This window comes from Dolichospermum sp. LEGE 00246, from assembly GCF_015207865.1.
Classification (GTDB): Bacteria; Cyanobacteriota; Cyanobacteriia; order Cyanobacteriales; family Nostocaceae; genus Dolichospermum; species Dolichospermum heterosporum.
In genome coordinates, this window is record NZ_JADEWA010000004.1 from 19,777 (window position 1) to 36,382 (window position 16,606).

At 41.8% G+C, this 16,606-nt stretch carries 1 protein-coding gene (cut by a window edge); it reads left to right on the forward strand.

What is annotated here, in order from left to right:
* Positions 1 to 16,606 carry part of the coding region annotated (locus IQ228_RS00605; RefSeq protein ID WP_193961938.1) for a DUF4347 domain-containing protein on the forward strand (this coding region is incomplete at its 3' end). 18,399 nt of the annotated region lie to the left of the window's left edge, so 16,606 of the 35,005 annotated nt are shown.

The window sequence follows — 16,606 nt, forward strand, 5'->3', positions numbered from 1 at the left end:
TTCTATCTAGCTGCCAGTAATGATAAGGCTAAACCCGAATTACATCTCGATGTTAGTGCCTTCCTCGATGGCAACCCCACAGATCCGAATGTAACTACACCTTTCTCTGGTGATGGTAAGTTACTATTCTTTAAAGCCAGTCTTGTAGATCAAAATCCCCATGGCAAAGCCAGCGGTTTATACGGTCAATTGGGGATGGATTTATTGGGAGATGCTCGTGGTCGTTTAAGTCTCAATAAGCTGTTTTCTGGCAGTCTGAAGAATAGTGTTGACCTCAAATTTGCTGCTAATGCCAATGTCAATCTAGGCATGATTTTGGAATTAGATGGCGCGAAGGGCTTACCGCGGTTGGGAGGTGATTTTCAACTGGCTTGGAACTGGGAATTGGGCAAGCCAGCTACCACACCCACCATGGGCATTAATAATTTGCGTTTGGATGTAGGCAGCTTTATCACCGATTTCCTCACACCAATTGCCAGCAATGTTAAGAGTGTCCTGGAACCAATCAAACCATTGATAGATGTTCTTGATCAGAAAATTCCCGGTCTGGATGTAATGATTTCAGACAATACTGTTAAAGGGCTGATCAACTTGATTATGCAAATGAAGGGAAGATCGCCCATTGACTGGAGTTTTGTGGATGAAGCCAAACAAATCATGGCTCTGGTTGATAAGTTAGCAAATCTCCAGGCCACAGGTTGGATACCTTTGGGAGATATTACCGGACTTGGTACCAGTAATGTCCAAGGTGTTGCCGCTGCAAACCAAAGTGTTCCTGCAGATTTGGATAACTTCCTCAATCAAAATACTCGCAAAGATGTTTCCTCCTCTAGTAGCAAAACAACGAAAACTCCCCGTTCTGGCTTCCAAGTCCTCCCCTACATCAAGGATATTGACAACTGGACGAAGATCCTGAGTGGTGGGGATGCCACACTGTTCACCTACGAACTACCCTTGTTAGAGTTCAAAGCCGCCTTCGATATGGTTCTGGCTGTCATTCCTTTAGCACCACTGCCTGCAAGTATCAAAATTAAGGCTTTCGGTGACTTCGCAGCCACCGCAGATTTGGGTTTTGGCTACGATACCTACGGCATTAGACAGGCGATTGATTCAGGTAATCCTTTAGATGCCTTCGATGGGTTCTATATCATGGACTACGCCCTGGAAAAAGATGCCAAGGGTAACCTCAAGCTGGGTAAAGATAAGAACGAATTTACTCTTAACTCGACTTTGGGACTATCGGGTGCTTTATCCGTTGGTATCTTTGATGCTGGCATAGAAGGCAAAATTACGATGAATTTCGGTGTAGATATGCAAGATATCGAGAAATCTACTCTAATTAAGGACAGTGCCGGATATGTCACTCAGCAGATATGGGAGGGCGATGGCAAGATTCGCGCTTCTGAATTGGTGTCAATGTGGAACTATCAAGGGCAACCTGGGGAGGACGCAGGTGGACTCAAAAACCTATTTAACTTGAATGGAAGCATTGATTTTAAGGCATCTGCCTTCGTGGATGTATTTCTTTTGTTTAGCACTGAACGAGCCGTCGATATAGATCTGTTTAAAATCAATCTGGTGAACTTAGACTACAAAGCACCCAAGGTGCAGCCTTACCTGGGAGAGGTTAAGGATGGAGTGCTATATCTCAATATGGGTAGCCGTGCTGAAAAACGGGTTTACAAGAACGAAGACGGAGGGGAAAATTTTACTCTCTACGGTGAAGGCAGCACGGTTTACGTTGAGTATGATGGTTATTACCAAAAATATGAAGGTGTCAGCAAGGTTCAAGCAGATGGTGGGGAAGGTGATGACACTATTGATGCTTCTCGACTCAAGGGAGTCAGTGTTGACTTTAAGGGTGGTAAGGGCAAGGATAAGCTAATTGCGGGGGCAAAAGGCGGTATCCTTGATGGTGGTGAAGGTGATGATACCATTGATGCCTCCGCTTCTATTGATACTGTTACCTTAATCGGCGGCGATGGTAATGACAAGTTAACCAGTGGCGCTGGTAACGATATTCTCATCGGTGGTGCAGGCGACGATCGCCTGACTGGTGGCTTAGGAAATGACTCTCTTGAAGGTGGTACAGGAACAGATAATTTAGGCGGTGGTGAAGGCAATGACACTTATGTCTTTGCTGATGACTTTAGTGTAGATCGCTTTAGTGATAGTGTGGGGGACAACACTTTCGACTTTTCTAAAGCAACTAAGAAAATTAACGTTACTATTGGTCGCAAAGGCATCAGTGTTGATCAAAATGGCGGCGATAATACTGTCAAGGCAAATGGGGCAGCAGTTGTTAACCTCAAACTGAGTGGTGGGGATGACACCGTAAATATTAGCGACTTTGCCGATCGCATCATTAATATTGAAGATGCAGGTGGAAATGACACCTATCGAGTTCGTCTTGGACGCGCTCAGGCTGAATTAGGTGATGGCATAATTAACCTCAACGATACCAAAGGTGATTTTGACCAAGTAATTTTTGAACAAACAATGGTTTCTCCTATTGCCTTGAATCAAAATCAAGTCAAGAATGGTCGGGAAATCTTCAACTACAACAGTGATGTAGATCGGCTTACCTTCCTTGGTAAAGCAGCCCAGTTTAATGGTGGTACGATCCTCGACTTTGGAGCTAATGTCAGCTTAACTAACAGTGATAACAATGGTATTTCTCGCTTGGGGGCAACTGGTATCCGGGTTATTGCCTCCACAGTAAACTTCCAAAGCCAGATTAACTCGGAGATGTCTATTGTTGATTCCTTCAATAGTATTCAATTAGGGAAGATTCTTAATGCTGTAAATGATGGTTATATTGACCTGCGTACTTACGGCGATCGCACAGATATTAAATTATCCGCCGATCTCAAGGTATCCAGTGCTAATAATGAAGATGCCCAAGGTAGTGGTTGGATTCGCCTCACAGCCGCCGATGGTTCATTAATCAATACCAATGCCTCGAAGATTCTGGGTAGTGGTAGCCACCTGATCGTTAAGGTGAAGAATGAAATCGGTAACTCACTCGCTCCCATCCTCACAGATATCGCAGAGTTGACCGCCGCTACCTCTCTCCATGGACAGGGTGACATTCTGATCCAAGAAAAAGACAGCCTGAAACTGGTCAGCAATGGAGATGAGACTCCTGTACAAGAAAATCCCGGCTTGGTAATTCCAGCCCTAGCTATTCAGCCAGATTGGGTAGGGAAGAGCAATTGGATTACTAACCTCACTTCAGATTGGCGTAATCAAATTGTTGATGGTGCAAATCAATATGCAGTAGCAGCGGGAAATGGTAATATTGGCTTGAACCTCCTGGCTACCGATGCCTTGCTCACCTTAGCTAGTGGTACATTTGTCAACCGCAAACAAGCTGGAAATATTACCCTCACTGCTGATGATATAGACTTCCGCAGTGGTAAAGAACAGGTACAGGGTACGGGTAACTTCACCATTCAAGCTAACCAAAATGTTTGGTTATATCGCTTAGGTACAGCCGCAGAAACCCGTCGAGGTATGGATTTAATTGATGCTATCCATGATAGTGGCATTAATCTCCAAGATGCTCAAGCCTATCCAGAACCAGCTTTAGAACTCTCTACCCGTGATTTGTCCGCCCTCAAAAATGGTTTCGCTACCCTAACCATTGGTAGAGAAAACCTTGGTAACGTCATGGTGTTAGGTGATATTCTGGCATCCAACCAAGTTCGTTACTTTAATGATCCCCGTTCTGCTGATGCACAACAACCAGAATTCCGTGATACGACAATTCTGCTCACAGAACACTTGGATGTTAAAGGTGAAGTCAAAGCACTAGGTGAAAGTTTAACCATTAATGCACGCACAGCCAACGTTGATGCTCGCGGTATTCATGATGAAGATGGTTCAGCCCTTTCTGGTTTCAATGCTAAATTCTTAACCCTCAACGTGGATGAGCAAATGGTCGTTGATGGTTATATCAAAGCTACCGACAACATTAACATTAACATTGACCTCACCAGTGGCAATAACCCTATTCTGACTGATGACCAAAAGATTCTTAATCTTGAACAAGTCAACAGCTTACGTACCAAAGGTTCTAGCTTAATTGAGGTAACAGGTGCAAATGGGGCGATCGCTATCGAAACTAAAGGCTCAATGGTACTAGAAGGCAAGGTATTAGCAAATATTGCCAACTCTAGCATTAGCTTAACTGCACCGGCAGCGACCATTTCCCTACTCACCGATGCTGAAATTATCGGTACTGAATTAGTAAAAGTCAATTCAAAACGGTTAATTACTGATAAAGATAGCAAGATTCAAGTTACTCAAAGTAATGGTCAACTGAATATTAATGCTACCTACGATCAACTTAGCCCCTACGCTATCCAATTAAGTGGTGACTTACTAGGAACAGGCGCAAACACAGCCATTAATATTACTGCTCCCAGTATGATTCTTTTGGGTAGTGGTTTAATTTCCGCCCAAGCAGAAGTAGATATTGATACCAAACGAGTCACCACTGATACTGGTAGCGAAATTTTCAGCTTTGAAGCTAACAGCAAAATTCAAATTGATGCAACAGAGCAAATTAAACTGGCTGGTTTAATTGAATCCAAGGGTGACTATGCGATCGCTCACATCTATGCAGATCAGACTGTTACCTTATTACAAGGGGCGATTGTTTCTACACCCGATGATTACAGTAGTAGCTTGATCAGCGCTGGGGAATTAGCAACCTTAGACGCTGGTAGTGCAGTCATGGCGGGTGCGCGTTTCGATCAAATTAACGGCGCACCTGTGGCTGTCAAAATCGCTGAAGGTGCAGATGCAACCATTATTTCACCTCACGAATTAGTAATTAAAGGTACTGTAACCACTGCGGATGATATGAATTTAAGCGCGGGTTCACCTTTAAATCATTATTATGATAGTTACTTCAGTCAATTACCCAAAGATGCTAAAGGTAATGACCATTATCTCAAAGCAATTCACGAAGATCAATTCTCAATTCTCTTAACAGGTACTTTAACCAGTTTAGCTACTAATAAAACTCTTGAATTAGCAGCCCAAGATGACATTATTATTCGCGGTAATATTGATGTTTTAGGACAAAATTCTAACCTGAAAATTCGTAGTGCCACCTCAGTTTACCTAGAAACATTCATTAACGTTCCCAATAACATTACTATTTTGGGTGGTTTTGATGCTAATGGTAATAGTACCAACAGTGCAAACGCTGGCGGCTCCAGCGTTTATGTTCACGGAACCAGCAGAATTGTTAGTCAAAAAGCCGCTAGTCATATAGACATAGAAGGGGCGCAAGACGTTGATATCTTAGGCGCAGTTGTCGCGGGGGGTAGTATTGGTGCAAACGGTGTAACTTGGGCAGGAAATGACGCAACCATCACCGTTAAAGCAGGTCAACAAATCTTCTTAGATACAGGATTACTAGCTTCCAAATCTGTTAGCTTAAATGGTGGTACAGCGGGCGTAGACGATAACGGACTTGGCTTAATTGTCACCGCAGCAGGTGGTATCACCGCCATGGGTCTAACTTCCGATAATAGTGGCGCATTAATTTCCATGAACAACACCGGCAACATGGAAATGATGGGAACCTTGGCATCAGGCGGTAAGTTAGTCCAAACCTTTGATGCCAACGGTAATATGTTATCTCAAACCATTGATTGGTCAGGTAACTACGGCAAAGTTGAGATCACATCTCTTGGACAGGCATTTATTGGTGGTCATACCATTAACCAACAAGGTCAAGCAATTGAAACAGGTGGTTACATCTACGCCAATAACAACATCACGATTAACGGTGGTGGTAACAGTTCCGGTACAGGTGCTTATATTCAAGCAGCCAGTGAATTAGTTACTCATACAGCAGATAGTTCCATTATCATTAACGCCGCCCAAGATGTTGATATCCAAGGCTTATTATTACCAGGTGGTGAAGTCCAAGATGTCCGCGACACCACTGGCAAATATATGGGACGTTACGCCCATAACTTCGGCGGTAACTCTACCATTTCCATTCATGCAGATAACCAAATTCGCATCGGTCAAAGCCTGAAAGCCGGAAAACAAATAGACCTTGTTGGCGGTATTGACCCCGTAGAACCCAACCCAGCAGACGGTTCTACCAATTATTCTGGTAGAGGAATGGTTCTCTATGGTTCAACCCAAATTTCCACTTGGCGCGAAAACAGTCAAATTAACCTGAATGCGAAGGGAGAAGTTGATATACTCGCCCCTGCTCATACTAACGAAATTGAAGCGGCTGCTTTCTATGAACTAGCCACAGGCGTAGTTAGTCAAGATGTCACCCTCAAACTACGTTTAGATAAAGTTGGTTACTTCATTGAAGCCACCGTCACCTTACCCAAGTCTGCGACAACTAATAATACCCAAGTAGGCGATTTAGTTGCAGACTTAAATACTGCTATTAAGAATGCGACTTGGAAAGTAATTAGCAGTCAAGATACTACCGCCCATGCTATTGGTAGTACCTATACTGGTTTTGATAATTATGATCTACAGGTAAAACTCCGTGAAGGTCGTTTATTATTAACCAGTTCCTATGCAACCACATTAGTTAAAACTGGTTCAACTAATGCTGATAAACTAGGTTTCACCAATCTGACTACGGATTTAACTTCAACCCTCCCCTACGCAGTCAAAGCGGGTGAAATTGGTTCAGTTGTGACTATTGGTTCGCCAACCGGACTAAACGGTAAATTGTATATTGCTGGTAAAGTATTGGGTTATGAAACTATTAATTTGAATAGTGGAAATTCGCCCGATGGTGTGAATATTGACTTAGACTATACAGGTTTATTAGAAACTCGTAATAGTTCAATTACCTTAAATGTTGGTACTTATGGAGTTGTTAAAGGTAATGTTATCGCCAGTGGTACAGGTTCTGATATTACTATTAACGCTACCAACACTCTTGATTTAAAAGGTAGTCTCACGGCTACTGATCAAATTAACATCAATGCAGGTACAACTATTACTACTGGACAAACCAGTGTTCATACTTTTGGTACAAGTAAAATTAAAGGTAAATCAGTTAATATCACTGGTTTAAATGACGTGATTATTGACAGCACTATCGGCGAAGGTAGTGTGGGTATGACTGGTATTAATATTGCTGCAACTTCCGGTGATTTGACCTTAGCCCGTACTTCTGGACGCATTATTACTGATACGAACCTAGTAATGAGTGGTAAAAATATCAACTTTGAAGGAGTATTACAAAGTACCAAAGTTGATAATAATGCTAATACGAATGAGGTCTTAATTACGGCAACAAATAATATTTTGTTGCAAACAGATATTATCAGTCAAGGAACAGTTAAGGCGATCGCAGCTAACCAAATTCAAGGTTATAACGGTCAAATATTAGTCCAGGGAACAGGAGAAGTCCTGAATATTAACCAAACTGATGCTAACGGTAGTATTTCCTTTGGTCGTACCATCTTAACTAACGGTAAATATCAACAACAAGGCTTTGATTTATCCAGTATTGGTAATCTCACCATTAACGGTACAGGGACAGTTAATCTTAACTCTGGTGTGCGTCTCTTCAGTGGTGCAGACAACAGCAATATTAACGTCACTGGTAATATTATCAACGTGGGTGGTTCAATCCTCGCCGGGGCAAACCTCGTTAACAACACCGTCACCTGGACAGGAAAAACCGCCAATATTAATCTCAACGCCGCAGATTTAGTTACATTTGGTGGTTCAGGTGCAGATAACACCACTGGTTTAGTCGTCACCAGAGGCGGAACAGCGATCGCCACAGGTAACGTCAACATTAATATTGCTGGTGGTAGCAATACTTTAGACTTCACCATGAACAGTCTAAGTTCAATTAAGAGTGATGCTACAGCCCGGTTTGCAGAAATAGGAACAACCATCTTTGCAGATACCACCGACAGCAAAATTAATATTACTGCTGGTAAACAGGTAGAAATTGACGGTTTAATTCAAGCTTATGATGACGGTGCAGACATCACCGTAGATAGTGCCGGATTATTGTTAATTAACGGCTACCTGAAAGCAGATGATGTTCTTACCGTTGATGGTGGTGTTGGTGCTTCCGGTTACGGTTTAATGCTAACTCCCTTAATTTATCAAGACCCTCAAGGACGTTTCATTAATAGTTCTGGGTTTTATATCAATGCTAACGGTGATTATGTCAGCGCGACGGGAACTGTACTAGCTGTAGGTGCTACACCCGTTGCCAGTGCCGAACTCCCCGCTAACCTCACCCGTGTTGGTGGCGGTACATTAGAAACAGCCACCAGCGGTATCATCAATATTTCGGCTGAATCCGGTCTGGTTTTAAGTGGTCAAATTGCACCATTTAACGGTACTAACGTCAATCCTGACAAAGTATTTATTACCAGTGAAAATAATGCAGGTAATGTCTTTATTGATAATGCTGTGGGCGCTAAGAGTCAGATAGTCATTAAAGGTAATAATCTCTACCTACTGGACTACCAAGAAACCAACCCTCTCAATGCAGTTCGTCCCAATAACGCCTTAATTCAAACCTACGGTGGCGGAACTACAACCACTGACCCCAGTATCCAAATTAATGCTTCTGGTCAAGTAATCATTGCTAAGAGTAAAGCACCTTTAACCCGCGCTTTGGTTGATTCTCACCAGAATTTGGAAGTTATTGCCAATTCTTTGGTTGTACAAGGTTTCTTAGATGCCAGCACCAATATTAGTTTAAATGTCGTCACAGATTTAACTGTTAATGGTTTAGTGACAGCAGCCGGAAACCTGGATATTCGCGCTGGGATTAACGCCGGTTGGACACCAGCCACCATACGCGGTACAATCACCCGTTCTCAACTCAGTGGTGGTAATGTTTTAGTTAATGGTTCAGGTACTTTACAGGCTAATAATACCGCTACCATTCTCGCCGGGGGAACAGTCACCATTGATGCAGACTCAGCTTTGGGCGCGGGTACAAAACCAGTACCTATCCCCTTCATCACTCAACGCGCCGTTACTGTACCTGTTGTCACTGGCACAAAACAAGTTAATGATGGCACAATCGAGGTGGAAGTCGTTAACTGGATACCCACCACTGTTACAGAACAAGTCGGTACAGATAGTGTCAGGGTCGGTAGCAAGTTCTACGCAATGGATGTCACATTAACCCAAGATAGTTACTGGAATCCCACCACGCAGACAGAACGGGAATATTTTGTCAATAAAGTTGACTATTCTGTTAATGCTGCGGGTGAGTTAATCATTGGTGGGTCAACTTATAATGTTAACTGGGGTAGTTCTGGTAAACCTTCTGTTGATCATGTGTTTGGTGGATTGAGTGATGAACAACGGTTAGTGGTCTTAGATAAACTGGGTTATTATCAACTCTACGATTTCAGTTACACTAACGCCAAGATTAACCAAACTATCAATGGTAATCCCACTGTACAAACTTGGAATCCTAGTTGGGCAAGTAATACAACCAAAACTATTATCAATGTGCCGGTTGATGGTTGGAATAATTCTACAGATTCCCGACAAAATAAATATATTCGTGTTATTTCTGGTTCAGAAACCGATGTGAAAAATGTCTTGCGCGTAGTTTCTCAAGGTTCGCCCACAGCTTGGAATGAAAATGTTGGTTACTATTGGGATACAGCAAACGTTAAATACAGCCAAGACAGATCTAGTTTCACAGAGTACCAAAAAAATGATGTGACAGTTGATGATTATGATGATAGTCCAGCACGTTGGAAGCTTACTTACAATAGCAACGGCAATCGAAACTACTCGATTCTTGAGCGCAATTATGGCATTGATCCCATCAGTAATCCGACCAGTAGTCTAAAACACATTGAAACCCCAGGATGGAGCGACGATACAGACTTCACTGCTAAAAATGACTATCGAGATAGATCTGCTTATGCTCCAACCAACTATTTTGCTAATACTGCTGATATTGAGAATCAATCAACTGCCGCCACTCATATTAATGTTGAAGTAGGAAATGATCCCCGTGCTTCTTATAAGTACGATTGGTTTACTTCTACTCCGAGTGGTGATGTTGAGTCCCAAGTAAGTACCAATTATATTTCACTATACCGTGATATTAACTACGGTTCTCCTGTAGATGACTACTACAAAGGCGAATACTCGAACATGAAGGATGGTCGCAATGGCTACTATAGTTCCATAAAAATTCCGGATGGAATGAAGGCTTATGTATATCTGAATTCGGACTTCAATGCAGGTAAGCCTGGTGATGATGAGGAGTGGTTTTACTCTGGTAATTATGACAATTTGCTAACCAACAATAGAACAGATGCTAGTAATTGGAATGACGCGATAAGGTCTATTAAAGTTTATCAACAGTACAAAATCTGGCAAAGTGCTTCTGTAACAGAAACCCAGTATGACTACCTCTACGACTGGACATCGAAGAACACCACAATCTCTGACAAACGCCTAACCCTAAAATATCAATGGGTAAGTAATCAGGAAGATATTTACGATAACCGGGCGCGTTACGAAACTCGTGATATTCAGGTTAAGAGTGTTTCTGTCCAAACTAATACTAAATGGCGTACCGATAACATCACAGAAGATCAAACCATTTGGGTAACAGAACGTCAAACCTCAAATGACCAAAAGGCTTACGGTCAATTTGCAGGTAATTCTATTATTGCAGTTAATAGTATTACCATTGATGCCACAAGTAACGTCAGCATCAGTGGTAAATTGGTTGCTGATGGTACAAGCGGTAATATCAACATCAGCAGTCTGGGTCAAGTAAATATTCAAGGTAAACTCCCCACCAACAGCAATGCAAGTAATACCTTAGCCGCACCTGCCTATATTTCTGCCCAAAATAACCTGACTATTTCCGGTAGTAGTGTTACTGTACTTGACTCCAGCGAATTATATGCTAATAGCGGTAAAGTTACCATTACCAGCACCTCCTCCACAGGTGACATCAACTTTGCTGGTGCGATTAATGCAGGGACAACAGCTACAACTGGAACTCAAATCCAATTAAATGCAGGTAATGACCTCATTATTAAGGGCTTACTGAATGCAGGTAATGGGATTACTGGTTTAGCTGGTAATAATGGTGGTAATGGGAATATTACAGGTGATGTTTATACTTATGTTGGCACAGGTACAAACGGCAATATTAGCTTAACGGCGGGGACAACCTCTGGAAATATTGACTTACCTTCCAGTTGGCTAACTACAGGAACCCTCAATTTAACTGCATCTCAGGGCAGGATTAACAACTATTTGGTCACTAATAATGTGATTCAAAATGGTTTAATTAGTGCCACTACCATGAGTCTCAATGCTAAATCTGGTATTAGTGCCAACCTGACAGCTACAACTTTGAATGTGACTAACAGCAGTAACGGTAATATTGACCTAGTTGTAGATCAGAAATCAACTACCGATGTTCAAGCCACAATTACTACAGCTAACGGTAATATTGACATTGATTCTGTGAACGGGATTCGGTTATTAAATGTCACCGCTTTAGGTTCAGGTAACGACATTAATATTACGGCTGGTGATACTGTTACCGTTGATAAACTTCAAGCGGCAGATCAATTAACACTCAAAACGAGTGGCGCGTTAATTTTGGATCTGAATACAGCCTTAGGCTTATCTGCGGGTGCAAAAATGACTCTTTCCGCAGGTAGCATCACCCGCAATAATACTAACCGGATTGGCGCGAATACCTTAGATATTAACGACCTTGGTGCAACTGATCTTTATACCCAAGTTAGCAACCTCAGCTTTGAAATTGGCGGTACAGGTAACGTAAGCATTAATAACAGTGGGAATCTTAACCTGACATCGAATAAAATTGCAGACGGTAACTTCACCCTTACCAATGGCGGTACATTAATCGCAACCTTAGTTCAATTAACTACCAATTCTCAAGCCCGCACCTTCAGCCTCACTTCCTCCGGTGACATGACCATTGGCAAGATAGACGCTGGTAATTACAGTCAATACGATAATAACGGTAACTTGACTAGCTACAGTGAGATTAACCTGACTGCTAATAGCAACGGTAATATTCTTGCTCTCAATGCCAACGATAATATCCCAGAATTAGTTGCCGTAAAAGCCAAGCTCACCGCCACAGGTGGTTACATTGGGTTATTAGAAGTTGATTTAGCCGAAATTACCGCAACTGCTTCTGACAATATCAACATTGAAGGTATCGGCAAAGTTGGGACTGCTAACCGCACCTTAAACGTGCCGAGTATGAAATCTACCGCAGGTAGTATTTATGTGTCTAATTTAGGGGTGTTAAGCACCAATAGCAGTTTAAGTGTTCCCACTAGCTTAGAAACTATCCAATTAGTCAGTAAACAAGATGATTTGGTCATTGATATTTCCGGTAGCGATAAAACCCTGAGCGCCAATACTTTAATTCTTCAAGCTACCCAAACCTTAGATATTGATTCAACTATTACCCTAGATGCTATTAACCTCACCCTCAATAGTGGTGATAGTGGTATTGTTCAAGGTGGTGTGCGCCTACCAATCATCAAGACAGATAATCTCACCTTTGAAGTAGGTTCAGATAACATCATTATTTCTCCTGAATCCTTTGCTAATCTAACAGCTAAGACTTCTGGTGGAGAAACTACCATTAATTTAGTGGCACGAGGTAACTTACAAAGTTCTGGTACTTATACAGGTTATTACAAATATCGAGATATCTACACCAGCACTACCTATTATCTCGATAGTGCTGATATTTCCCAAGCCACAGTTTATAACACCGCTCTAACGGCTCTCACACAAGCACAAAAAGATAGTCTCACCTTAGCAGCCGTATTAAGTACCGTTTCTTACCAAGAACGGGAAACCCAAAGTGGTATGTATGCTTACTTCGATGACACCAACAATAATAATGTCTTCAATAGTAGTGAACGAGTTTATTATCAAGAATCTCCCAATAGCAGCATAGTTTATAGTCGTCAAATCAATCAATCTGGAAACTATAGTTCTGGCTACTATGCTTACTCCGTCACGGAAAATATTACGGGTGCAGTTCCTGTTAATAAGATTATCTATACCACCCAGTCTGACTATAATGTAGTTGCTCAAAACGCTAATTATACTGATGTACAGGTTTTCTTTACCACAGTTAATAGTAGCTTGAACCTGAAAGCAAAAACAGTTAGTGAATTAGCCGGTGGTATTAAATTAGCCCAACCTGCCGGCGAATTACAGGATAGCACTGCCAGCAGATTTGATGTAAACGCCACTAACCTCATCCTTAACGCCCAAAAAGACTTAGGTAATATCAACTTCCAGCAAATGTTAGCCACAGCTAGTTATGTGGAAATTAGCACGGGTGCGGATTTAATATTCAATGGTTCACCTAGCACATCTAAATTGGTTGTTGGTTCTACAGGTTATTATGACGCTAGTAAAAATCTTGTTGGTGGTAGCGTCACCACTCTTGCAGGGACAACCTTAACAGCGGGGACAATTGAAGTTACAGCCCTGAAAAATATTGATATTGACACAAAATCAACTAATTTAACCGCCTTAGCAATGGGTAGCGGTTACATCCGAGTTGACTCCACTGGGACTCTGACTCTAAATCAAGTTCAAACTGAGGGAAATGTCACCCTCACATCTACAGGAAGTATCAGCAGTGGTACTAATTCACAAGATATTCAAGCTAATGCTGTTAGCTTGACCTCTAGTAGTGGTATTGGTAGTAGTAGCAATCGTCTACAAATGACTGCTAATAGCCTGACTGTTCCCAGTGGTAGCGGTGGTGTATATGTGGATAATTACGGTGCATTGAGTGTTAATGAAGTTAGTTTGAGTAGTGGTAATCTTAATATTGCTACCCATGGTCTTTTGACAATTAGCGGAAGTATCACCACATCTGGTACCATTACCTTGAATACAGGAGAATCTGCTAGTAGTGACGATGATTTGACCATTAACAGCGATATTCAAGGTAGTAGCATCACTTTAACCGCAGGAGACAACTTCACACTGAATAACGCTTCAATTAACGCTTCTGGTGCAGTCAAAATTACTATAGACCAAGGTACAACAGATGTGGGCGTTGGTAGTACGGTCGGAATTTACGGTTATATCACTTCTACAGGCGTAACCATCAACATAGGTAACGATAACGATACCATCAATTTAGGCAGTTCTAGTTCTCCTTACAGTGGCTCGACAGGAACATTTACTGTTAATGGTGGTAGTGGCACAAATGCCCTGAATATTGATAATAGCGGCGATACAGTTGGTCGTTCTGTAACTATGAACTCAACCCAAATAGTTGGTTTAGGTGCAACCATTAACTATAGTCAATTCCAGGATATTAACCTTAAATTTGGTTCTGGTAACGATGTCATCAATGCCAATTCAAGCGTTACTGCAAACTTAGTAGTTGATGGTAATACTGGTTATGATGTCATTGGACAAGACTATTCCACCCGCACAGATGACCTTGACCTGACAATTGATTTAGTTAACTTTATCTCCAGTGGTGGTTTCGACTCTCAAGACTTTGAAGAATACGGTATTATCTTAGGCTCTGGTAATGATACTGTCACTTTGATTAATCCCAGTGTCAGCAATATTGGTGGTAACTTAAACTTCAATATTAAAGGTAATGCAGGTAGCGATAACTTAAATCTCGACTACTCTAGCAATACCAGTAGTTATAACCAAAATGTGACGGTAAATAATACCTACGTTGACGGATTTGGTCTAAGTAGTCGTCTGCAATATAGCACCATTGAAGCTTTAGCTGTTCAACTCGGTTCTGGTGCAGATACTATTAATCTCACTAATAACTTTACTGCTGGTACATTAGACTTCAATACCGGCAGTGGTAATGATGCACTTACTCTCATAAATAATTCAGGTCAAACAACCCTAAACACAGAAGCGGGTGCTGATACAATTCGCATTAAAAAAATTAATGCCATTACGAATGTTTATGCGGGTACAGAAGACGATAATCTCCAGATTTATAACGACAGCAACACGGTAGATAATATTGCTGCTTCATTAACAATTAGTGGGGATGCTGGAACTGATACCATCACTGTTAGTGATTCTGGAGACACCACCGCTAATACAGGCATATTATCCAGCACCAATGTGACTGGTTTAGATATGGCTGGAAGTATTACCTACAGCAATGGGGAAACTCTGAATATTAACTTAGGTTCAGGTGCCGACAACTTCACCATTAACACTACCCACACTGGACAAACCAACCTAAATACTAATGCAGGTGCTGATACAGTCCGCATTAAGACCATCAGTGGTGCAACCAACGTTTCCACTGGTACAGAGAACGATAATATCCAGATTTATAACGACAGCAACACGGTAGATAATATTGCTGCTTCATTAACAATTAGTGGGGATGCTGGAACTGATACCATCACTGTTAGTGATTCTGGAGACACCACCGCTAATACAGGCATATTATCCAGCACCAATGTGACTGGTTTAGATATGGCTGGAAGTATTACCTACAGCAATGGGGAAACTCTGAATATTAACTTAGGTTCAGGTGCAGACAACTTCACCATTAACAGTACCCACACAAATCAAACCAACTTGAATACTAATGCGGGCGCTGATACAGTCCGCATTAAGACCATCAGTGGTGCAACAACAGTAAGTTCGGGTACAGAAGACGATACCATCACAGTTGGCAACGACAACAACACAGTTAATAACATTGCCGCAGCGCTGACCATAAGTGGAGATGCTGGAACTGATACCATGACCGTCAACGACACAGGAGATAGCACAGCCAACACAGGAATCCTCACCAATAACAGTTTGACAGGATTGGGAATGACCAATGGCATTACCTACAGCAATGCGGAAACTCTGAATATTAACTTAGGTTCAGGTGCAGACAACTTCACCATTAACAGTACCCACACAAATCAAACCAACTTGAATACTAATGCGGGTGCTGATACAGTCCGCATTAAGACCATCAGTGGTGCAACCAACGTTTCCACAGGTACAGAAGACGATAATATCCAGATTTATAACGACAGCAACACGGTAGATAATATTGCTGCTTCATTAACAATTAGTGGGGATGCGGGGACTGATACCATCACTGTTAATGATGCTAGTGATACCAATGATAATACAGGTATATTAACCAGCACCAATGTGACTGGTTTAGATATGGCTGGAAGTATTACCTACAGCAATGGGGAAATTCTGAATATTAACTTAGGTTCAGGTGCAGACAACTTCACCATTAACAGCACTCACACAAATCAAACCAATCTGAATACTAATGCAGGTGCTGATACAGTCCGCATTAAGACCATCAGTGGTGCAACCAATGTTTCCACAGGTACAGAAGACGATAATATCCAAATTTATAACGACAGCAACACAGTAGATAATATTGCTGCTTCATTAACAGTTAGTGGAGATGCGGGAACTGATACCATCACTGTTAATGATGCTAGTGATACCAACGATAATACAGGCATATTAACTAACACCAATGTGACTGGTTTAGATATGGCTGGAAGTATTACCTACAGCAATGCGGAAATTCTGAATA